This is a genomic window from Streptomyces sp. 351MFTsu5.1 (genome assembly GCF_000383655.1).
In the GTDB taxonomy this organism is placed as follows: Bacteria; Actinomycetota; Actinomycetes; order Streptomycetales; family Streptomycetaceae; genus Streptomyces; species Streptomyces griseorubiginosus.
Window position 1 is genome coordinate 100,978 of the sequence record NZ_KB911787.1, and the last position, 21,441, is coordinate 122,418.

Below are 21,441 nucleotides of genomic sequence, written 5' to 3' on the forward strand. Positions count from 1 at the left end.
TATGACGCCTGGACAGGGAAGTACGGTTGACGGGGTGCTGCGCCGCAGCGCCCGGCGCACCCCGGCGCGCGTCGCGGTGGAGTACGGCGAGCGCTCGTGGACCTACGAGGAACTCGACGAGGCGGTCTCGCGCGCGGCGAACGTGCTGCTGGGTGAGGGACTCTCCCGGGGCGACCGGGTCGGCGCCTACGGCCACAACTCCGACGCCTACCTCATCGCCTTCCTGGCCTGCGCCCGCGCCGGGCTGGTGCATGTGCCGGTCAACCAGAACCTCACCGGTGACGATCTCGGGTACCTCCTCGGCCAGTCGGGCAGCACGCTCGTCCTGGCCGATCCCGACCTCATGGACCGGCTCCCGGCCGGAGTGCGCACCCTGCCGCTGCGGGACACCGAGAGCTCCCTACTGGAACGCCTCGCCGCGACCGCGCCCTACGACGGCCCCGAGCCCCGCAGCGAGGACCTCGTCCAGCTGCTGTACACCTCCGGGACGACGGCCCTGCCGAAGGGCGCGATGATGACCCACCGCGCCCTGGTGCACGAGTACCTGAGCGCGATCACCGCCTGCGATCTGAGCGCGGGGGACCGGCCGGTGCACTCGCTGCCGCTGTACCACTCGGCCCAGATGCATGTCTTCCTGCTGCCGTACCTCGCGGTCGGCGCGACGAACGTCATCCTCCACGCACCGGACGGCGACCGTCTCCTCGAGCTGATCGAACAGGGCCGGGTGGACAGTCTGTTCGCCCCTCCGACGGTGTGGATCGGTCTGTCCAACCGTCCCGACTTCGACACCCGCGATCTCAGCGGGCTGCGCAAGGCGTACTACGGCGCCTCGGTCATGCCGGTGCCGGTTCTGGAACGGCTGCGCGAGCGCCTGCCGAAGCTGGCGTTCTACAACTGCTTCGGCCAGAGCGAGATCGGCCCGCTGGCGACCGTCCTCGCACCCGACGAGCACAAGGGGCGGATGGACTCCTGCGGCCGTACGGTCCTCTTCGTCGACGCACGGGTCGTCGACGAGGACGGCAAGGACGTGCCCGACGGCTCGCCGGGGGAGATCGTCTACAGGTCGCCGCAGTTGTGCGAGGGGTACTGGGACAAGCCCGAGGAGACCGAAGCGGCCTTCCGGGACGGCTGGTTCCGCTCCGGGGACCTCGCGGTGCGGGACGCGCACGGCTACTTCACGATCGTCGACCGGGTGAAGGACGTCATCAACTCCGGTGGCGTGCTGGTCGCTTCACGCCAGGTCGAGGACGCGCTCCACACCCATGACGCCGTCGCGGAGGTCGCCGTCATCGGCCTGCCCGACGAGCGCTGGATCGAGGCCGTCACGGCGGTCGTCGTCCCGCGCGGCGAGGTCACCGAGGAAGAACTCCTCACCCACGCCCGCGAGAAGCTGTCCTCCTTCAAGGCACCCAAGCGGGTCCTCTTCGTGGACGAACTCCCCCGGAACGCGAGTGGGAAGATCCTCAAGCGGGAGCTGCGGGACCGGTTCGCGGGCTGACGGGAGCGTTCCGCCCGGGCCGGAGGAGTTCCTGCCGGTCCGCCCGGGCCGGAGGAGTTCCTCCCGGTCAGCTCGGACGCTGGTGATCAATCCACGGTCAGCAGGAAGACCGCTGTGCCCAGCAGGAGGAGGACCGCGACCACCAGGACCGCGAGCATCAGGGTGCCGGCGACGCGAGCGGCCAGCGTGCCCCAAAACTCCTCCCGTCGACCGTCGGGAGTGTCGGTGCGCCACTTCGACGGGATGTCGACCTGTCCCTCCGCAATGGCCGCCGCGGCCCTGCGCACGTCCCCCGGGTGGAAGTAGTAGAAGGTCGGCTCCGCCCCCCACGTGCCCCGGCTTGCCCCGCCGATCCGGCGGACGCGGACGTCCGCACGACCGGCGACACCCGGCAGCCACTGCTCACGCACCGGCCACAGCTTCGCGACCTCGCGGCTGCCGAGCCATTCCTCCTCCTCATGCCCTGACTCCGGTGTGGCCGGCTCCGGTGCGTTCGACACGCTTCCCCCCTCGACGCAGAGCAGGCCTCCAGTACACATCAGCCGCCCCGCACGCCGATAGAGAGCGTGCGGCAGGACGCGGCACGGAGCAGGGCCCCTTTCCTCACTTCGCGAACGCCGTCATGAAGCGGTCCCGGAACTTGTCCATGCCCCAGACCGGGGCGTTGTCGGCGGGCTTGAGGCCGTCGGTCCAGTGCCAGTCGGCCACCCGGTCCAGGATCTTCGGGTCCTTGGCGACGATCGTGATCGGCACGTCCCAGCTGGTGGAGCCCTTGGTGACGGTCGGCACGGGCTGGTGGTCACCGAGGAAGACGAGGACCGTGCGCTCGTCGCCGTAGCGCTGCATCCACTGGGTCAGGCTGTCCACGGAGTACTGGATGGCCTTGCGGTACTCGGTGCGCACCCGCTCCTGGCTCTTCCAGACCTCGGTCGGGTTCGTGCCCTCCTTCTTGATCTGTTCGAAGACCGTCCCGTCGCCGAGGTCGTTCCAGTCGATGGTGTGGGCGATCGGCGACCAGGGGTTGTGGCTGGAGGCCAGGATGATCTCCGCCATGATCGGGTCGCGGTTCTTCTTGCCGTGCTCCAGCTTCTGGAAGGCCTCCAGGCTGAACTGGTCCGGCACCGGCGTCCAGCTGAAGTAGGGGCCCTTGTAGCCGAGGTGCTTGGAGTCGTAGATGTGGTCGAGGCCGAAGTACTTGCCCTCGGGCCAGGACTTGCGCACACCCGGCACGATGCCCACCGTGCGCCAGTCACCGGTCTTCTGGAAGTAGCTGGTGAGGGTCGCCCGCTTGCTGGAGGTGAGGTTCAGGTACCGCTGCTGGTTCTTGACCCACAGGCCGGACAGGAACGTCGAGTGGGCCATCCAGCTGCCGGCGCCCGTCACGGGGGACCTCAGCCAGCCGCTGCGCGAGGCGAACCCGGCCGACCTGAGCGTCTCGTCGCCCTTCTTCAGCGTCGCGTCCATCTCCGGAGCCATCGCCGGGTCGTCGATCGCCACCCGGCCGTAGCTCTCGATGAAGGTGAACATGACGTCCTTGCCGCGCAGCCCGTTCAGCAGCTGGTCGGGAGGAGTGGCCGCGAAGGCGTCGACCGCGGACTCCTTCTCGAAGACCTTGGCGTCCCCCAGCCCGTTGCGCAGGTGCTGCACCCGGTTGGCGAGGAACTCGGTGTTTCCCTTGGTCGCGAAGGTGACCCCGCCGAACTGCACGCCGACCATGAAGCAGGTCACCCACACCGTCGCCAGGACGAGCGTGGTGCGCACGGCCACGGGGCGGTGCCGGGACATGACGTTCGACAGCCGGATCACCGCGAGCGTGCACAGCGCGAGCACCGCGATCATCAGGACGATCACCCCGATGATCGCGAGCACCTCGCCGGTGCGGCCGAACGACTCCCGGAGCCAGTCCGTCGCGTTGCCCAGCATGATCCAGTCGAAGACCAGGTCGAACGGCCGGGCCAGGGTCTGGTAGAAGCCCATGTCCATGAACTTCAGGAGGCTGAACAGGCCGAGGAACACCCCGAAGCAGACCGCCGCGACCCGGCGCGCCTTAGGCGGCAGCACGAGCAGCACGGCCGCGAGGACGATCGCCTCCACGGGCAGCCTGAAGAAGGACCGGACGTTCATGTGGTCGAGCCGGTTGGGGAACAGCAGCACGAGCAGGACCAGCAGCCCGGCCAGCACGCTCGTCCCGACGGACACCCCGCGTGCGGTACGCGGGTAGCGGCGGCGCCAGCCGAACCAGCCGGGGCGCGGGGAGTTGCCTACGTCCGTGGACGCGGAGGAGTCGTCCGCGTCCGTGGAGACGGGGGAGTCGGTCCCGTCCGAGGCGAGGGGTTCAGCCGCGTCCTGCGCCGCCGCACTCGCCTCACCTGCACCTTCCGTCACTTCTTCCCCCGTCGCACCCCCACTGTCCGCGTCCCCCTCGCCCCCAGCGGTACCCGGCAGTTGGCGAGAGCGAGTGAAGAGTGACACCCGGTGGTCCTTCCGTGCGGTCTTGCTGTGACGTGCGGTCCTGCCGCGACGGCATGACGAACAGGGCCCGGTGACCGAGCCTGTCACCATGAGTACGGTCGCACGTCACGTTCGGTTCAATCGCACGAGGGTCGGGATCACATCCTCACCCGTCGGCCGCCACCGCCACCTTCCGCGCCCACCGGTAGTCCGCCTTGCCGCTCGGGGAGCGGTGGATGGTGTCCGCTATGACCAGCTGGCGCGGCACCTTGTAGCCCGCGAGCCGGGCCCGGCAGTGCGTCTGGAGCTCGTCCAGGGACATCCCGCCCGCCCCCTCGCGCAGCTGCACCACGGCCGCCACATGGTGTCCCCACTTCACGTCCGGCACCCCGGCCACCAGTGCGTCGTACACGTCGGGGTGGGCCTTGAGCGCCTGCTCGACCTCCTCGGGGTACACCTTCTCGCCCCCCGTGTTGATGCACTGCGAGCCCCGCCCGAGGACGGTGACCACGCCCTCCTCGTCCACGGTGGCCATGTCGCCGAGCAGTACCCAGCGCTCACCGTCCTTCTCGAAGAAGGTCTCGGCGGTCTTCCGCGGGTCGTTGTAGTAGCCGAGCGGCACATGGCCGCACTGCGCGATCCGCCCCACCTCGCCCACGGCGACGGGTTCACGGGTCGCGGGGTCGACCACCTGGGTGCGGGCGTTGACCCGCACGCGGAAGCCGCGCTCGGGCCCCGAGTCCTCGGTCGCCGTGCCGTTGAAGCCGGACTCGGAGGAGCCGAAGTTGTTGAGCAGCAGGGCGTTCGGCACGAGCGCCCGGAACTGTCGGCTCACCGTGTCCGACATGATCGCGCCCGACGAGGACACGCTGAACACGGACGACATGTCGGTGCCCTTCATGGGCCCTTCCAACGCGTCGATGAGGGGGCGCAGCATCGCGTCGCCCACCAGCGACATGGCGCTGACCTTCTCCGCCTCGACGGTCCTGAGCACCTCCTCGGGCACGAACTTGCGGTGCAGCACGACCCGTTGGCCGAAGTTGAAGCCGATGAGCGTGGTCAGGGTGGAGGTGCCGTGCATCAGCGGGGGAGTCGGGAAGAAGGTGATGCCGGCTCCGCCCGCGGCGACCCGCTCGGCGAGCTCCTCGGGCCGCCCGACCGGCTCCCCGGTGGGTGCGCCGCCGCCCAACCCCGAGAAGAACAGATCCTCGTGACGCCACATCACCCCCTTCGGCATCCCGGTCGTGCCCCCGGTGTAGATGATGAACTGGTCGTCGGCCGAGCGGGCGGGAAAGCCGCGCTCCGGTGATCCAGAGGCCTCGGCCTCGGCGAAGGCCACCGCGGACAGCCCGTCCGGCTCCGGGGCGGTTCCGACCCACACCAGGTGCCGCAGGCTCCCGGCACGGGGCTGCGCGGCCGCCACCCGGGCCGTGAACTCCGTGTCGAAGACCAGCCCCACCAGATCCGCGTCCCGGTAGAGGTAGGCCAACTCCTCCTCTACGTATCGGTAGTTGACGTTGACCGGGACGATCCGCGCCTTCAGGCAGCCCAGCAGCGTCTGCACGTACTCCACCCCGTTGTACAGGTGCAGTCCCACGTGCTCGCCTGCTTGTATCCCGCTGTCCAGCAGATGGTGACCGATGCGGTTGGCCGCGGCGTCCAGCTCCGCGTACGTCAACCGGCGCTCCGCGCCCGTACCGGGAATGTCGAGGTACGCCAGAGCCTCCCGGCCCGGCACCACGTCGACGACCGACTCGAACAGGTCGGCAAGGTTGTACTCCACCGCTCCTCCTGACCCCACACGGCCTGGTTCTGTGACGGTTCGCCGGTCATCAGAGCAAAGGGCGGCGTGACTGTGAAGGGCTCGCGCGAAGAAATCTGACTGTCTGTCAGAAAACTCTTGAAGTGCGTCGGCGGCTCCTGCAACCTGTTCTCGTTCTGGCAGAGGGGAGACGGGCGATGGGTGGGACGGAACACCTCGACATCCGCCGCGAGGGCGCCACGCTGGTGCTCACGCTCAACAGGCCGGAGGCGAAGAACGCGCTCTCGTTGCCGATGCTCGTGGGCCTCCACGACGGGTGGGCGGAGGCCGACGCCGACGACTCGATCCGGTCGATCGTGTTCACCGGGGCGGGCGGCACGTTCTGCGCCGGCATGGACCTCAAGGCCCTGGCCGGTGGCCGGGGCGGCGCGGGCGAGCAGTACCGCGACCGCCTCAAGGCAGACCCGGACCTGCACTGGAAGGCGATGCTGCGCCACCACCGCCCCCGCAAGCCGGTGATCGCGGCCGTCGAGGGGTACTGCGTGGCGGGCGGCACCGAGATGCTCCAGGGCACCGACATCCGGGTCGCGGGCGAGTCCGCGACCTTCGGCCTGTTCGAGGTGAAGCGCGGCCTGTTCCCGATCGGCGGCTCCACGGTCCGGCTGCAACGCCAGATCCCGCGCACCCACGCGCTGGAGATGCTGCTCACCGGACGCCCGTACACCGCACGGGAGGCCGCCGGCATCGGCCTGATCGGACACGTCGTCCCGGACGGCACCGCCCTCGACAAGGCCCTGGAGATCGCCGAACTGGTCAACGCCTGCGGCCCGTTGGCAGTGGAGGCGGTGAAGGCCTCGGTCTACGAGACGGCCGAGCTGACGGAGAGCGAGGGCCTCGCCGCCGAACTCGAGCGGGGCTGGCCGATCTTCGACACCGCCGACGCGAAGGAAGGCGCACGCGCCTTCGCCGAGAAGCGACCGCCCGACTACCAACGCCACTGAAGGAGCCCGGGCATGCCCGAAGTCCTCAAAGCCCCCCTCGTCGTCGAGTTCCCCTTCACCCGATCCCTCGGCCCGGTCCAGAGCGCCTTCCTGACCGCCCTGCGCGAACAGGTCGTCCTAGGCGTGAAGACACGGGACGGCCGCACCCTGGTCCCCCCGGTCGAGTACGACCCCGTCACCGCCGACGAGCTCAGCGACCTCGTGCACGTCGGTGTCACCGGCACGGTCACCACCTGGGCCTGGAACCCCGCCCCGCGCCGGGGGCAGCCCCTGGACACCCCCTTCGCCTGGGTCCTGGTCAGGCTCGACAACGCCGACACCGCCCTGCTGCACGCCCTCGACGCCCCCGGCCCCGACGCCGTGCACACCGGCATGCGGGTCCGCATCCGCTGGGCCGACGAGCGCGTCGGCGCCATCACCGACATCGCCTGCTTCGAGCCGGACGACGGGGACGCTGCCGAAGTCCCCGTCCACGCGGGTGAGTTCGACGACCCGGTCACCGGAATCGTCGCCGAGGCCCGGCTCGACTACACCTACTCACCGGGCCGTGCCCAGACCGCGTACATCAGGGCGCTGGAGAACGAACGGCGGGCCGTCGGCGAGCGCTGCCCCTCCTGCCGCAAGGTCTACGTGCCCCCGAGGGGCGCCTGCCCCACCTGCGGGGTCGCCACGTCGGAACAGGTCGAGGTGGGCCCCGCCGGCACGGTCACCACCTTCTGCATCGTCAACATCAAGGCGAAGAACCTCGACATCGAAGTGCCCTACGTCTACGCCCACATCGCCCTCGACGGCGCCGACCTCGCGCTGCACGGCCGGATCGGCGGGATCCCCTACGACCAGGTGCGCATGGGCCTCCGGGTCGAGCCGGTGTGGACCGAGGACGGGCGCTATCCGGACCACTACCGGCCCACCGGCGAACCCGACGCGGAGTACGACACCTACAAGGAGCTGCTGTGAGCCGGGACATCGCGGTCGTCGCCTTCGCCCAGTCGGACACCCTGCGCTCCACCGCGGAAGTGTCCGAGGTGGAGATGCTCATGCCGGTCCTGCACGAGGTCCTGGACCGGACCGGCCTGAAGACCGCCGACATCGGCTTCACCTGCTCCGGGTCCTGCGACTACCTCGCCGGCCGCGCCTTCTCCTTCACCCTCGCCCTCGACGGCGTCGGCGCCTGGCCGCCCATCTCCGAGTCGCACGTGGAGACGGACGGGGCGTGGGCGCTGTACGAGGCCTGGACCAAGCTGGTGTCCGGGGACGCCGACACCGCGCTCGTGTACTCCTACGGCAAGTCCTCGCCCGGCTCTCTGCGCGACGTGCTCACCCGGCAGCTCGACCCCTACTACGTCGCCCCTCTGTGGCCCGACTCCGTCGCCCTCGCCGCCCTCCAGGCCCAGGCGCTGATCGACGCGGGCGACACGGACGAGCGGGAACTGGCCGCGATCGGCGCCCGCAGCCGCACCACCGACAACCCGCACGCCCAGCTCAAAGGGCCTGTCCAGCAAGGGGACTACCTGGTACGGCCGCTGCGGACCGGCGACTGCCCGCCCATCGGAGACGGGGCCGCCGCCGTCGTCCTCGCGGCTGGCGAGCGCGCCAGGGAGCTGTGCGAGCGCCCCGCCTGGATCCGCGGCATCGACCACCGCATCGAGGCCCACTCCCTCGGTGTCCGCGACCTCACCGACTCGCCCTCGACCCGGCTGGCCGCCGAGAAGGCCGGCGCCTTCGAACGGCCCGTCGACACCGCCGAGTTGCACGCGCCGTTCACCTCGCAGGAGGTCGTGCTGCGCAAGGCGCTCGGGCTCGGTGACGGTGTGACGGTCAACCCGTCCGGCGGGGCCCTCGCCGCCAACCCCATGATGGCCGCCGGCCTTGCCCGCATCGGCGAGGCCGCCGCCCGGATCCACCGGGGCGAGTCCGACCGCGCCCTCGCCCACGCCACCTCCGGGCCCTGTCTCCAGCAGAACCTGGTCGCCGTACTCGAAGGGGATCCGCGATGAGCAAGGAGCCCGTGGCCGTCGTAGGCATCGGCCAGACCAAGCACGTCGCCGCGCGCCGCGACGTGTCCATCGCCGGCCTCGTCCGGGAGGCCGCCGTACGGGCCCTGGAGGACGCCGAGCTGACCTGGGCCGACATCGACGCCGTGGTGATCGGCAAGGCGCCCGACTTCTTCGAGGGCGTCATGATGCCGGAGCTGTACCTGGCCGACGCGCTCGGCGCGGTGGGCAAGCCCATGCTGCGGGTGCACACCGCCGGCAGCGTCGGCGGGTCCACCGCCCTGGTCGCCGCCAACCTCGTCGCGGCCCGGGTGCACGGCACCGTGCTCACCCTCGCCTTCGAGAAGCAGTCCGAGTCCAACGCCATGTGGGGCCTGTCCCTGCCCATCCCCTTCCAGCAGCCCCTGCTGGCCGGGGCGGGCGGCTTCTTCGCCCCCCACGTGCGCGCGTACATGCGGCGCACCGGGGCCCCCGACACGGTCGGCTCGCTGGTCGCGTACAAGGACCGCCGCAACGCCCTCAAGAACCCGTACGCACACCTGCACGAGCACGACATCACCCTGGAGAAGGTCCAGGCCTCGCCCATGCTCTGGGACCCGATCCGCTACTCCGAGACCTGCCCGTCCTCCGACGGCGCCTGCGCGATGGTGCTCACCGATCGCGCGGGTGCCGCCCGTGCGCCCCGGCCCCCGGCCTGGATGCTGGGCGGCGCGATGCGCAGCGAGCCGACCCTGTTCGCCGGCAAGGACGCCGTGTCGCCGCAGGCCGGCAAGGACTGCGCGGCCGACGTGTACCGGCAGGCCGGGATCACCGACCCGCGCCGGGACATCGACGCCGTCGAGATGTACGTGCCGTTCTCCTGGTACGAGCCCATGTGGCTGGAGAACCTCGGCTTCGCCGACGAGGGCGAGGGCTGGAAGCTCACCGAGGCCGGGGTGACCGAGCTGGACGGGGACCTGCCCGTCAACATGTCGGGCGGAGTGCTCTCCACCAACCCGATCGGCGCCTCCGGCATGATCCGCTTCGCGGAGGCCGCGCTCCAGGCCCGCGGGCAGGCCGGGGAGCACCAGGTGGACGGCGCCCGCAGGGTGCTCGGCCACGCCTACGGCGGCGGCTCGCAGTTCTTCTCGATGTGGCTGGTGGGGTCCCAGCCCCCGGATGCGTGAAATGCCCGCGCAAAGGTCCCCCTCACGTGGCCTGTCGGCGGCCGAAGTCGATCGCTAGGCTGGCCGCGGACGAAGCGATCGGGAGGAGCACGGACGTGGCCGAGACCACCATCCAGCAGCAGCCGCTCATGGGCTGGGACAAGCCGGAGCTGGACCTGAGCAACGCCGATTGGCACTCGAGCAGCCGTGGTCTGGGGGATGTCCAGATCGCCTTCGTCGAGGGGTTCATCGCGATGCGCAACAGCGACCGCCCCGAGAGCCCCTCCCTGATCTTCACCCCGGCGGAGTGGGGCGCGTTCGTGTCCGGGGCGCGGGAGGGCGAGTTCGACCTGACCTGAGCGCGAGGGGAGCGTTCTGTGCGAACACCTCTTCCAGCTCCGACCGGAGTGCGTCGAGTCGGGCTCGCGCGGCACTCCGGAGGCGTACGCTGAGCTGCCTGTAGGTCACGGTGTGCGCTCGCTCCCCGCGCGGGTCCACCACCGTGACGGGGGGTGCGCCATGACGCAGCGCAGTGTGCGGAGCAGAAGGACTCTCCTGGAGCGGGAGAGCGAACTCTCCGCCGTGGACGAGGCGTTGGCAGAGCTCACCGGGCTGCGCACGGACGGCACCGAACCGTACGCACGCGCACGCGGCGCTCTGCTCGCGGTCGCGGGCCGCCCCGGCATCGGCAAGACGACCCTCCTCGCCGAGGTCCGCCGCCGCGCCGCCGCCCGGGGCTGCACCGTGCTGGCCGCCCGCGGCGGCGACCAGGAGCAGCAGGTCGCCTTCCACGTCGCCCGGCAACTCCTCCAGCCCCAGTTCGCTGGCGCCGCCGAAGTCGATCTCCGCGCCCAGCTGGGCAGTTGGTACGACATCGTCGGACCCGCCCTCGGCCTCTGTGCCCCCACCGACGGAGCACCGCCCGACCCGCAGGGCCTGCGCGACGGACTCGACTGGGTGCTCACCCACCTCGCCGTCCTGCGCGCCCCGATGGTGCTCGTCCTGGACGACGCCCACTGGGCCGACCCCGAATCCCTGCGCTGGCTGGCCGCGTTCGCACCCCGCGCCGAAGAGCTCCCGATCCTGGTCGTCGTCGCCTACCGGCCCGACGAACTCCCTGAACACGCCGAGCCGTTCAAGGCCCTGCCCGGCCGTGCCGGGGGGCGCCCCCTCGACCTGGAGCCCCTGAGCGCCGCCGCCGTCGCCCGCCTCGTACGGGAGGCGCTCGGCACCCGGGCCGACGACGCCTTCTGCCGCGAGTGCTGGGCCGTCACCGCCGGCAACCCCTTCGAGACCGTCGAGCTGACCGCCAAGGTCCGCGACCGCGGGATCACCCCGACCGAGGACGCCGCCCACCTCCTGCGCGATCTCGCGGCCGCCGTCAAGGGCAGCGGACTGATCGCCCGCATCGAACGCCTCGGCACCTCCACGGTCCGCTTCGCCTGGGCCTGCGCCGTCCTCGGCACCGAGATCCACCCCCACCTCGCGGCCGCCGTCGCCGGACTCGGCCACGAGGAGGCCGCCGACGCGGCCGACGCGCTGCGCGGTGCCCGCATCCTCACCGGCATCGAGTCCCTGGAGTTCGTCCACCCGCTCATCGCCACCGCCGTCTACCGGGCCATCCCGCCCGGCGTCCGCGTCGCGCTGCACGGCCAGGCCGCCTGGTGCGTGGTCGACGACGGACGAGGTGCCGCCGCGGCCGCCCGCCACCTCCTGGAGACCCACCCCGACGGCGACCCCTGGGTCGTCCAGCAACTGCGCGCCGCCGCCGCCGAGACCCTCCGCTCCGGCGCCCCCGACGCGGCCCGCCGCTACCTCGCCCGCGCCCTGCGCGAACCCCCGGACCCCGGGGACCGCGCCGCCGTCCTGTACGAACTGGGCAGCGCCTCCCTGCTCACCGAACCGGCCACCACCGTCAACCTCCTGCGCGCCGCCCTCGAAGAGCCCATCACCGCACCCGACCTGCGCCACCGCATCGTCTACCGGCTCGCCCAGGTCCTCGCTCACAGCGACCACCTCGCCGAGGCCTCCGACACCCTGGCCCGCGAGATCGAGGTCACCGGTGACGCCCGGGTCAGACTGCGCATGGTCGCCGAACAGTTCATGTGGGACGCCTTCCGCGCCGACGAACCCGACCACCCCTCCCGCTCCCGCCGCATGGCCCGCCTGGCCGACCGCCTCACCGGCCGCGACCTCACCGAGCGGTACATCATCGGCCTGCGCACCTGGGACGCCGTCCTGCGCGGCGAACCCGCCCACATCGCCCTCCACCACGCCGAACGGGCCCTCGCCGGGGGCCTCGGCTGGGCCGAGCCGGACCGCGGCTTCGAAGTGCCCGTCCTGGTCGCCCTGGCCTTCACCTACGCCGACCGCCCCGGCCGCACCGAGGAACTCTTCGCCGCCGGGATCGCCGACTTCGAACGCCGGGGCTGGCGGGGCGGCCACCTCTCCTTCGCCTACACCCTGCTCGCCTACGTCCGCTACCGCCGCGGCCGCCTCGCCGAGGCCGAGGACTTCGTGCGCGCCGGGCTGCGCCTCGCCGAGCGCGTCGGCCCCGGCACCCCGGCCCAGTGGTACGCCCTGGGCATCCTCATCGAGGTGCTGCTCGCCCGCGGCCGGGTCACCGAGGCCGCCCAGGTCGCCGACGACCACTGCTTCGGGGCGCCCTTCCCGGCCGCCGTGGTCTTCCCCGACGCCCAGACCGTGTACGGCGAACTGCTCCTGGCCCGCGGGCTCACCAAGGAGGCCTCCGTCGAGCTGGCCGCCGCGGGCCGCCGTCTGGAACCCCGCGGTGTGCGCAACCCCTCCTGGTGCCCCTGGCAGCTCCACCTCGCCCGCGCCGAGAGCCGGGAGGCCCCCGACCGCGCGGTAGTCACCGCCCTCGAAGCGGTGGCGCGAGCCCGCCAGTTCGGCGCCCCGTCGGCCGTCGGCCAGGCGTTGCGGCTGGCCGCCGAGGTGGTGCCGGGCTCGGCCCGCGTGAAGCTCCTGGAGGAGTCGGTCACCCACCTGGAGCGCTCCCCGGCCGCCTACGAACTCGCCTGCGCACTGGTGGCGCTGGGCACGGAACTGCGTCGTGCGGGGCGCGCCCGGGAGGCGGCGGAGCACCTCTACCGGGGTCTGGACACCGCCGTGCAGTGCGGAGCCGACGGACTGATCGAAACCGCTCGCGAAGAACTGGCCGCCGCAGGTCTGCGCCCCCGTCGCCTGCACAGCACGGAGACGGACACCCTCACGGCACGCGAGCGCACCGCGGCGGACCTGGCGGCGGAGGGCCGTACGGAAGCGGAGATCGCGAAGAAGATGGGCGTGGACGAGCCGGTGGCGGTACGCCTGCTGTCGGCGGTCTTCCGGAAACTGGGAACGGACCGCACCGGTCTGAGAACGGCGAGTGACCCCACTCAGGGGCGCGGGGAACTGCGCGACTGACCCCCACTCGCCCGCACCCGCACGACCACCGCACCGCCCATTACCATGGGCGCATGTCGTTCCTCCGCCGCCGCAGTGCCACCCCCGCCGGTCCAGACTTCGACGTCCTGGCCATGGACCCGGGCGACTGGCCCGGCAACCTCGGCGCCGGGCTCCTGCCCGCCCCCGACGGCACCTGCCAGGGCGTCTTCCTGCGCTACGACCTCTTCGGCGGCCGCGGCCCCGCGATGATCATCGGCAACCTCCCCGAGGGCTCCCCGGCGCGTGAGGTGCCCGAGGGCCAGGTCCCCTTCGAGGTGGCGCAGCTGCTGATCGCGCTGGAGAACGACGAGGAGGTGACCGTCACCGACACCGAGGACGTACCGGTGATGCAGGGCGACAACCTCCTGATCGTGCGCCGCCTCAAGCTCTCCGAGAGCCGGATCTCCTGCGTCCAGTTCGACCGCAGCGACCAGGTCCTCGTGACCATCGCCGCCTGGGACCGCCCCATCACCGACGATCTGTACGCCCTCCTCAAGCCCCTGCCGGCGGAGCTGTTCCAGCAGGGCTGAACGTTCCGGCGCGGTGTCGCCGTAGGCTCCGGAAGGCCAGTTCCCCCGTCCCTGGCCTTCCGGAGCCGCCCGCGGGCACGGTCGGTCGTCCGGCCCCGCACGGACACACCCGGATTCCCCCGTTCCGCCCGTTGCGGCGAAGCCCCGGGGTGCCGTGATCCAAGCTTCCGCGACCGCGGAATTGTCCGGCAGCCCCCTTTCACCACTCCAGACAATTCCCGGCCTCCTGCCACACGCCACTTCCGCACGGGCGGAACTGCCGTGCCCCGCACCGGCGTCCGTCCCTAGCGTGCGAAGATCGGTCACCGGCCGCGCCGACGGGAACGCAGGGGAGAGTCATGGGGCGACGCGAGCGACCGCTGGACCCGACCGAGGGGCCCGTCGCCCGATTCGCGTACGAACTGCGGAAGTTACGCCAGGAGGCCGGCGGCCCCACCTACCGGGCCATGGCGGCACGCGCCCACTACTCCACCGCCACCCTCGCCCAGGCCGCGGCAGGCGACCGGCTCCCCTCCCTCCAGGTCGCCCTCGCCTACGTCTCCGCCTGCGACGGCGACCCCGCCGACTGGGAGCGTCGCTGGCAGCAGGCGTCCGAGGAGGCGATCGAGGAGCGGCGGGCCGCCGACGACCCGGGCCGGGCCCCGTACCTCGGCCTGGCCAGGTACGACACCGGTGACCACGAGCGGTTCTTCGGCCGCGACCGGCTGGTCGAACGGCTCGCCGGGATGGTCACCGACCACCCCGTCGTCGTCCTCGTCGGCCCCTCCGGCAGCGGCAAGTCCTCCCTGCTGCGCGCCGGTCTGATCCCGAGGACGGCCGGACGGACGCAGGTCGTCTCCCCGGGACCGCACCCCGGCCGGGCCCACGGCGAGACCCTGGCGTCCGGGCCGTCCCTGATCGTGGTCGACCAGTTCGAGGAACTCTTCACCCTCTGCACCGACCCGGACGAGCGCACCCGCTTCCTCGATCTGCTCCTCACCGCCGCCGGACGGCGCACCCGCGTCGTGATCGCCGTACGCGCCGACTTCTACGGCCATCTCACCCGCCACCGCCGGCTCGCCGAGCTCGCCCAGGACGCCACGCTGCTGGTCGCTCCCATGGGCCCTGACGAACTGCGCGAGACCATCGTCCGGCCCGCCGCCCTCGGTGGCCTGGTCGTCGAACGCGCCCTCACGGCACGGCTGTCGGACGAGTTCGCGGACGAGCCGGGCGGGCTGCCCCTGCTGTCCCACGCCCTGCTGGAGACCTGGCGCCGACGCCACGGACGGACGCTCACCGAAGCGGCCTACGAGGCGGCCGGGGGCATCCACGGGGCCATCGCCCGCACCGCCGAGGAACTCCACGCGAGCCTCACCCCGGCGCAGGCCGACACCGCCCGCCGTGTCCTGCTGCGCCTCGTCACCCCCGGCCAGGGCACCCCCGACACCCGGCGCCCCGCCGACCGCGCCGAACTCACCGGCGCCGACTGGCCCGACACCCCCCATGTCCTCGAACAGCTCGCCCGCGCCCGCCTGATCACCGTCGACGACGAGACCGTGGACCTCGCCCACGAGGCCGTGCTCACCGCCTGGCCCCGGCTGCGCACCTGGATCGACGAGGACCGCGAACGGCTGCGCGCCCAACGCCTGCTCACCGAGGCCGCCGGCGCCTGGGCGGCGGCCGGCCGCGACCCGGACACCCTGTACCGGGGAGCGCGACTGGCCGCCGCCGAGGAGCACTTCGGCGGCGAGTCCGCGGAACTCACCCCGCTGGAACGGGAGTTCCTCCAGGCCGCCGTACACGCACGTCGGCGGGAGCGGTTCCGTCGCCGTGGGCGGGTCGGCGCCCTGTCCCTGCTGGTGGCGCTCTGCCTGCTCGCGGGACTCGTCGCCTGGCAGCAGAACCGGGAGGGCGAGCGGCGCCGGCTGGAGGCGGAGGCCCGCCGGCTCGTCGGCGTGGCCGAGAGCCTCAGGCTGTCCGACCCGGTCACCTCGATGCGGCTGAGTCTGGCCGCGTGGCGGGTGGCAGACCTGCCCGAGACCCGGTCCGCGGTCCTCGCGGCGGCGGACCAGCGCGAGCAGGACGTCTTCACCGATCCGGACGGCGGCAAGCGGACCATGCGCAGGCTGAGCGCCGACGGACGCACCCTGATCAGCGTCGGCACCGACCGGGTGACCCGCTGGGACGTGAGCACCCACCGCAACCTCGGCAGGCAGCCCGGCCTCGGCGCGGCACTGGAGACCGCGGGCTTCCCGCACGGCGACACCACCTGGCTCCCGGTCTTCGAAGGCACCCGCGTGAGCGTCCGGCACCTCGCCACCGGCCGTCAGGACCGAACTCCCCTCACGGACGCCGACGGCGGAGTGGAGATGAGCCCCAGCGGCCGCACGCTCGTCGTCTACGACCGTCAGGGCACCCGGGGCCACACCCAGCTCTGGGACCCGTACACCCGCCGGAAGCTGCTGGACGTCGAGGACCCCCGAAGTCCCGCGAGCGTCGACGTCAGCACCATCGGCTGGCCCCGGCTCATGGCGCTCGTGGCGGAACTCAGACAGGACAGGCGCACCTCGATCCAGACCTACCGGTCCACACCCGACGCCACGGTCAGCCCCGACGACCGCCGTCTCGCCCTGTGCGTCCCCGGTGCCCGGCTCCGACTGTGGGACGTCGGGACGCGCCACGAGATCAGCGCCCCCTGGCTGCCCAGGACGACCGCCCGGCAGTGCCTCCAGGAACACATCACCTTCAGTCCGGACGGGCGTGCCCTGGGCGTCGTCGACTCCACCGGCTTCCGGGCCTGGCGGATCGACACCGGCCGTGAGATCGGCAAGGTCGAGTACCCCGGTCTGAAGATCGCCCGGTTCGGCGCCGACGGAGCCTTCCTGGCCGCCTCCGACGGCGAGGAGATCCTGGTCTGGCGGCTGGCGACCCCCGTCTTCCCGGTCTTCCGGCACCGGCTCTCCGGCGAGACCGTCAAGGACATCCGCCTCGACCCCGCGAGCCGGACCCTGCGTTACCTCGGCGGCCCCGAGGGCGCCTGGGGTCCCAGCGTGCACACCCTCGCCCTGGGCGACGCGGTCACTCCCGACTGGACGACCACGCAGACCATCGGCATGGCCTACAGCCCGGACGGCGGCCTCCTGGCCACGGCCCGCCCGGACCCCGACGGCGCCCGCATCCGCTTCCGGCTCCTCACCGCCACGGGACGGCACCTGGCCGACCTCGGCACGGCCCCCTGCCGCGTCCCCGACCCGGCGGCGGAGCTGTACGGGTGCGCCGCCCACCTCGCCTTCGACTCCACCGGCCGCACCCTCGCCTACGGCATCGAGTCGTCGAACACGCGGCCCGCACCGCCACGCCTCTGGCTCTACGACGTCCCGCACCGCCGTGTCTCCACGGTCCTGACCACCGCCGACCTCGGCCCGACCCCGCCGGCCCACCTCGCCTTCGGCCCCGGCGACCGTTCCCTGCTGCTGAGCGACCTGCCGAGCCCCTCGGTCGGCAGCGTCCGGATCCTGGACCTGGAGCGGCGCGCGACCACCCTGACCCTGACCAGCACCGGCGGAGCGGTCGCCCTGCACCCCGACGGCGACCTCGTCGTCACCACCGGGGGCGAGGCCTACCGGCTCCCCTCGGGCACCCGGCTGCCCGCCGGACGTCTGCCCAGCGGGGGCAGTGCGCTCGCCTTCAGCCCCGACGGCACGTACCTGGCGGTCGGCGACGGGTCCGGCCGGGTCGAGCTGTGGGACGGTCGCCTGCACCGGCGCCTCGGGGTGCTCGCCGACCCCGAGACCACCACCTACCAGTACGTCTCGGCGCTGGCCTTCGCCCCCGACGGCCGGACCCTCGCGGTCGCCGGCGACGAGGGCACCCTCCAGCTGTGGGACGTGGCGTCCCGGCGCCGCATCGGATCACCCCTGCGGACCCCGGGCGACACGGTCAAGGCCCTGGCCTTCGGCGCGGACGGAGACAGCCTCCACGCGGCGGGCGACCACACACCGCCGCGGACCTACCTCCTCGGACCGGACCGAGCCGCCGCAACCGTGTGCCGACGTGCCGGTGGCGGCCTCACCCGCGAGGAGTGGAGCCGCCACCTGCCCGACGTGACCTACCGGCGGAGCTGTCCCGCCTAGCGCGTCAGGGAGAGCTTCACGTCCACGTCCGCCGCCCGCACGAACGCCACCCGGTGGCCGTACTGGATCTCGTAGTAGAGATCCTTGCCGACCACGACCTTGTGCGAGTCCGTCGTGAAGGTGACCGCGTAGTAGTACTCGCCGGGCACCCTGTCCCCGACCACGTACTTCTGGTCCTTGAGCACCGTGTACGGCAGCGGCGACACCGCCTGGGCGGGCACCCCCGCCGGGTAGGCGGAGGCCTCGGGGTAGGCACGGCCGTACACCGGGACGCTGTCGAGGCCCTTCTTCGGGGTGATCACGAGACCGGCGGCGTTCACCGCGGTCGGGTTGCCGGCGGGGTTCCTGAACCAGGCCTTCTGGCCCAGGTACCAGATCGCCGTCCAGTCGCCGTCCCGGCCGGCGACCGCGTACTGCTGGCCGGTGGAGACCCTTGACGACAGGTCGTTGACGTCGGTCGTCGGGGGCCGGCCGCCCCGGCCGATGTCCGTGATGAGGGCGGAGTTCTCGTCGGGGGCCGAGTAGAGCCGCACCTCGCTCGAACCGTGGGACGCGCAGGGCGTGCCGCTGGTGACGCAGCCGGTGTACGGCGGTTGGTTGGTGGCGTAGTCGGGCCGGATCGTGACCAGTCCGCCCTGCTGGGGCGCGGTGGCCCGGATCGGGTGGCCCAGCAGCTCGAAGTAGTGCCGCCAGTCCCAGTAGGGGCCGGGGTCGGTGTGCATGCCCGGGATCGTCGCGGTCGTCGGGCCCGGCACGGTGTCGTGGCCGAGGATGTGCTGCCGGTCCAGCGGGATGCCGTACTTCGCGGAGAGGTACTTCACCAGCCGCGCCGAGGAGCGGTACATCGCCTCGGTGTACCAGGCGTCCGGATTGGCCAGGAAGCCCTCGTGCTCCAGACCGATCGACTTGGCGTTGATGTACCAGTTCCCGGCGTGCCAGGCGACGTCCTTCGCCTTCACGTGCTGGGCGATGTGACCGTCGGTCGAGCGCAGGCTGTAGTTCCACGACACATAGGTCGGGTCCTGCACCAGGTTGAGGACACCCTCCCAGGCGCCCTCCGTGTCATGGATGACGATGTACTTGATGCTCTGCGAGGCCGGCCGGTCGCCGAGGTCGTGGTTGCCGTAGTCGTTGTCGCCGAACTGCTCGTAGGGCGCCGGGATCCACTCGCAGGACACCGTCCTCGGGCACTCGGTGGCGCCCGCCTTCGGCTTCCTGAGGCCCGCTCGGGCGAGCTGCGCGGTGTCCGGGACCAGGCCGGGGCGGGCGGCCAGGGCGATCTGCTGACCGGCGTCGGTGGTGCGCGCCTCGCCGGTCCGCAGGACGTCGTAGACGTCGTCGGCGTACGCGGCCGCCGTCCCGCTGTCGTCCGCACCGGAGAAACGGGCCACCGCGCCGTACCAGTCCGCGGGGTCCGCGCTCAGCGGCTCGCCCAGCTCCTTCTGGGCCGCGGCCAGCAGCGCGGCACCGCCCGCGACGTTCGCCGCGGGATCGGTCCGCAGGTCCTCGGTGCTCAGACCGGACAGTTCGGCCGCCTTGGGCAGCGTCTCCAGCCGGGCCGGGATCTCGCCGGCCGGCGGTACCTTCCGGTCGGGTAGCAGGGCCGCGCGGGCGCTGTCGCCACGGGCGTCCTCGGTGCCCTCGCTGTGGTGCGGTGCCGAGGCGAGCGCGGACCGGGCGTCGGTGAGGTGCATCGGTCCGTAGCCGCCGGTCACGCTGGGCGCCCCGGCGTGATCGTCCCAGCGGGACTGGAGATAGGAGACGCCGAGCAGGACGCTCTGCGGGACGTGGTACTCGGCGGCCGCCGCGGCGAAGGCCTGCTGGAGGCCGGCTGCGGAGTCCCCGGACTGCTCCGGGGCGGCGCCGAGCAGGGGCAGCAGCAGGGCGGTGCCGGCCAGGGTGCCGAAGACTCTCCGGGTGGCTCTGTGGGGGGTGGTGGCGGATCCTCGCAATGCGTCCTCCTGGGCGATCGAGCGCGATGAGCCGAGCGGGGCCGGGCGTGCGTCAGTGCTACCGGCTCGTCGACGATCCGTCAATCATGCCCAGGGGCAGGGGATTTCCCATGTCAATCCCGGTCCGCGGGAGTTTCGTGGCGGTGGCCCGCGGGCCTGCGGGGCGTCAGTGGTGTACACCAATGGGCGGCCCGGAAGGAGGTCCGGACGTGCCGAGGCCCGCGGTGCGCCGCTTCACCGGCGCCCCGCGGGCCATCGCCCCGTCAGCGAGTGCCGACCGCCGCGCGTACGGCCCGACGGGCCAACTGGCAGTCGTCGTGCAGCCGCCTCAGCAGCAGCCGCTGTTCCTCGCCGGACGGCGCAGCACCGGGTTGGGCCACGGCCGGTGCCGCCGGGGTCGTGTCGTGCATCGAACGCTGCACGGCCGTCTCGTAGGTCCGGATCTCACGGGTCAGGACGAGCATCAGGTTCACCAGGAACGCGTCCCGGGAGGCCGGGCCCGCCGACTGGGCGATCTGGCTGATCTGACGACGTGCCACCGGGGCGTCGCCGAGGACCGACCACAGCGTCGCCAGGTCGTAGCCCGGCAGGTACCAGCCCGCGTGCTCCCAGTCCACCAGCACTGGACCGGCCGGTGAGAGCAGGATGTTCGAGAGCAGGGCGTCGCCGTGGCAGAACTGGCCCATGCCCTGCCGGCCCGCCGAGTGCGCGATGCCGTGCAGCAGCTTCTGGAGGTCGCCCAGGTCCCGGTCGGTCAGCAGTCCCAGTTCGTGGTAGCGGGAGATACGGGCCGCGTAGTCCAGCGGGGCGTCGAAGGTGCCCGCCGGTGGTCGCCATGCGTTGAGCCGGCAGACCGAGCCGAGGGCCGCCCTGATGTCCGCGCGCGGCGGGGCCTCCGCCGGGTGCCGGTGCAGCGCCGCGACCCGGCCGGGCATCCGTTCGATGACCAGGGTGCAGTTGTCCGGGTCCGCCGCGATCAGCCGGGGGACGCGCACCGGAGGCCGGTGCCGGACGAACGAGCGGTAAGCGGCTATCTCGTGCCGGATCCGCTCGGCCCATACCGGGGACTGGTCGAGTAAACACTTGGCGACGGCCGTGCTGCGTCCCGTCGTACCGACCAGGAGCACGGAGCGCCCGCTGCGGCGCAGCACCTGCACCGGAGCGAACTCCGGGCAGATCCGGTGCACCGACGCGATCGCCGTGCGCAGCTGGGCGCCCTGGGGGCCGGACAAGTCGAGTCTCCCGCTGAGCGGTTGGGTGCCGAGCCCCGGAACACGCCGTGTCCTGCCCGTACCCGGTACGGGGGCCGTCGGCCGCGCGGGGTCGAGGTAGGGGCCGCCACCCGCCGGGCGGAGACGCGGCGACCGGGGCGGGGCGGACACGGAGGACGATGCTGCGTACATGGGAGAGACAGATCCCTTCGTGTGCCTGCTGGCCTTGGAGAAGCGGTGGTGCTGGAGGAGCTCTGGTGCGTGGATCTGTGGTGCGTGGTGCCTGGGGAGGCGGTGCGCTGCCCGACCCGGACCACCGGGTGCACCCTGGGGAATGT

The 21,441-nt window shown here is 72.3% G+C and carries 14 protein-coding genes; 9 read left to right on the forward strand and 5 right to left on the reverse strand.

Annotated elements, in window-relative coordinates; translation table 11 throughout:
- Position 1 precedes the first annotated feature (1 nt).
- Positions 2 to 1,498 (forward strand): acyl-CoA synthetase, encoded by a 1,497-nt coding sequence (locus H295_RS0127250; RefSeq protein ID WP_028809798.1) that lies wholly within the window; start codon positions 2 to 4, stop codon positions 1,496 to 1,498.
- Positions 1,499 to 1,584: 86 nt separating this feature from the next.
- Here the strand turns inward: H295_RS0127250 and H295_RS0127255 are convergent, their stop codons facing one another.
- The 3 genes from H295_RS0127255 to H295_RS0127265 all read right to left on the reverse strand — a co-directional run bounded on the left by H295_RS0127255 (position 1,585) and on the right by H295_RS0127265 (position 5,732).
- Entirely contained in the window at positions 1,585 to 1,998 is a 414-nt protein-coding gene (locus H295_RS0127255; RefSeq protein ID WP_020138528.1) for a hypothetical protein, read from the reverse strand.
- Between the two features lie 103 nt (positions 1,999 to 2,101).
- Positions 2,102 to 3,970 carry a hypothetical protein gene (locus tag H295_RS0127260; RefSeq protein ID WP_028809799.1) on the reverse strand — a complete coding sequence of 623 codons (1,869 nt, stop codon included), beginning with the start codon at positions 3,968 to 3,970 and terminating at the stop codon, positions 2,102 to 2,104.
- Positions 3,971 to 4,115: 145 nt separating this feature from the next.
- A complete protein-coding gene (locus H295_RS0127265) occupies positions 4,116 to 5,732 on the reverse strand; it encodes an acyl-CoA synthetase (RefSeq protein WP_020138530.1) in 1,617 nt (538 codons plus the stop codon).
- A 176-nt stretch (positions 5,733 to 5,908) separates the two neighbouring features.
- Between H295_RS0127265 and H295_RS0127270 the strand changes: the two genes are divergently transcribed.
- The 8 genes from H295_RS0127270 to H295_RS0127305 all read left to right on the forward strand — a co-directional run bounded on the left by H295_RS0127270 (position 5,909) and on the right by H295_RS0127305 (position 17,940).
- On the forward strand, positions 5,909 to 6,712 hold the full coding sequence (locus H295_RS0127270; RefSeq protein ID WP_020138531.1) for a crotonase/enoyl-CoA hydratase family protein: 804 nt from the start codon (positions 5,909 to 5,911) through the stop codon (positions 6,710 to 6,712).
- Positions 6,713 to 6,724: 12 nt separating this feature from the next.
- A complete protein-coding gene (locus tag H295_RS0127275) occupies positions 6,725 to 7,669 on the forward strand; it encodes a Zn-ribbon domain-containing OB-fold protein (RefSeq protein ID WP_020138532.1) in 945 nt (314 codons plus the stop codon).
- The gene (locus H295_RS0127280; protein ID WP_020138533.1) at positions 7,666 to 8,709 is read left to right on the forward strand and encodes a thiolase domain-containing protein; all 1,044 of its coding nucleotides are present in this window, start codon (positions 7,666 to 7,668) and stop codon (positions 8,707 to 8,709) included. Before H295_RS0127275 ends, H295_RS0127280 begins: the two co-directional genes overlap by 4 nt.
- The gene (locus H295_RS0127285) at positions 8,706 to 9,872 is read left to right on the forward strand and encodes a thiolase domain-containing protein (protein WP_020138534.1); all 1,167 of its coding nucleotides are present in this window, start codon (positions 8,706 to 8,708) and stop codon (positions 9,870 to 9,872) included. The genes H295_RS0127280 and H295_RS0127285 overlap by 4 nt, the downstream gene beginning before the upstream one ends.
- 95 nt (positions 9,873 to 9,967) lie before the next feature.
- Complete coding sequence (locus tag H295_RS0127290) at positions 9,968 to 10,210, forward strand: DUF397 domain-containing protein (RefSeq protein ID WP_020138535.1); 243 nt, start codon at positions 9,968 to 9,970, stop codon at positions 10,208 to 10,210.
- 160 nt (positions 10,211 to 10,370) lie between these two features.
- A complete protein-coding gene (locus H295_RS0127295) occupies positions 10,371 to 13,277 on the forward strand; it encodes a helix-turn-helix transcriptional regulator (RefSeq protein ID WP_043218030.1) in 2,907 nt (968 codons plus the stop codon).
- Positions 13,278 to 13,330: 53 nt separating this feature from the next.
- On the forward strand, positions 13,331 to 13,828 hold the full coding sequence (locus H295_RS0127300; protein WP_020138537.1) for a hypothetical protein: 498 nt from the start codon (positions 13,331 to 13,333) through the stop codon (positions 13,826 to 13,828).
- Positions 13,829 to 14,166: 338 nt separating this feature from the next.
- Positions 14,167 to 17,940, forward strand: coding sequence for a hypothetical protein (locus H295_RS0127305; protein ID WP_020138538.1), 3,774 nt, complete (start codon positions 14,167 to 14,169; stop codon positions 17,938 to 17,940).
- Here H295_RS0127305 and H295_RS0127310 read toward each other — a convergent pair.
- Together H295_RS0127310 and H295_RS0127315 are read right to left on the reverse strand one after the other, a co-directional pair.
- Complete coding sequence (locus H295_RS0127310) at positions 17,937 to 19,892, reverse strand: N-acetylmuramoyl-L-alanine amidase (RefSeq protein ID WP_020138539.1); 1,956 nt, start codon at positions 19,890 to 19,892, stop codon at positions 17,937 to 17,939. The two genes, H295_RS0127305 and H295_RS0127310, sit on opposite strands and share 4 nt — an antisense overlap.
- Before the next feature lie 263 nt (positions 19,893 to 20,155).
- Positions 20,156 to 21,295, reverse strand: coding sequence for an aminoglycoside phosphotransferase family protein (locus tag H295_RS0127315; RefSeq protein WP_028809801.1), 1,140 nt, complete (start codon positions 21,293 to 21,295; stop codon positions 20,156 to 20,158).
- Between the last annotated feature and the right edge of the window lie 146 nt (positions 21,296 to 21,441).

What these genes read in the sequence shown, in the direction of transcription:
- H295_RS0127250 (WP_028809798.1), top strand. Translation starts at nt 2, where the DNA reads ATGACGCCTGGACAGGGAAGTACGGTTGACGGGGTGCTGCGCCGCAGC.
- H295_RS0127270 (WP_020138531.1), top strand. Translation starts at nt 5,909, where the DNA reads ATGGGTGGGACGGAACACCTCGACATCCGCCGCGAGGGCGCCACGCTG.
- H295_RS0127275 (WP_020138532.1), top strand. Translation starts at nt 6,725, where the DNA reads ATGCCCGAAGTCCTCAAAGCCCCCCTCGTCGTCGAGTTCCCCTTCACC.
- H295_RS0127285 (WP_020138534.1), top strand. Translation starts at nt 8,706, where the DNA reads ATGAGCAAGGAGCCCGTGGCCGTCGTAGGCATCGGCCAGACCAAGCAC.
- H295_RS0127295 (WP_043218030.1), top strand. Translation starts at nt 10,371, where the DNA reads ATGACGCAGCGCAGTGTGCGGAGCAGAAGGACTCTCCTGGAGCGGGAG.
- H295_RS0127300 (WP_020138537.1), top strand. Translation starts at nt 13,331, where the DNA reads ATGTCGTTCCTCCGCCGCCGCAGTGCCACCCCCGCCGGTCCAGACTTC.
- H295_RS0127305 (WP_020138538.1), top strand. Translation starts at nt 14,167, where the DNA reads ATGGGGCGACGCGAGCGACCGCTGGACCCGACCGAGGGGCCCGTCGCC.
- H295_RS0127315 (WP_028809801.1), bottom strand. Translation starts at nt 21,295, where the DNA reads ATGTACGCAGCATCGTCCTCCGTGTCCGCCCCGCCCCGGTCGCCGCGT.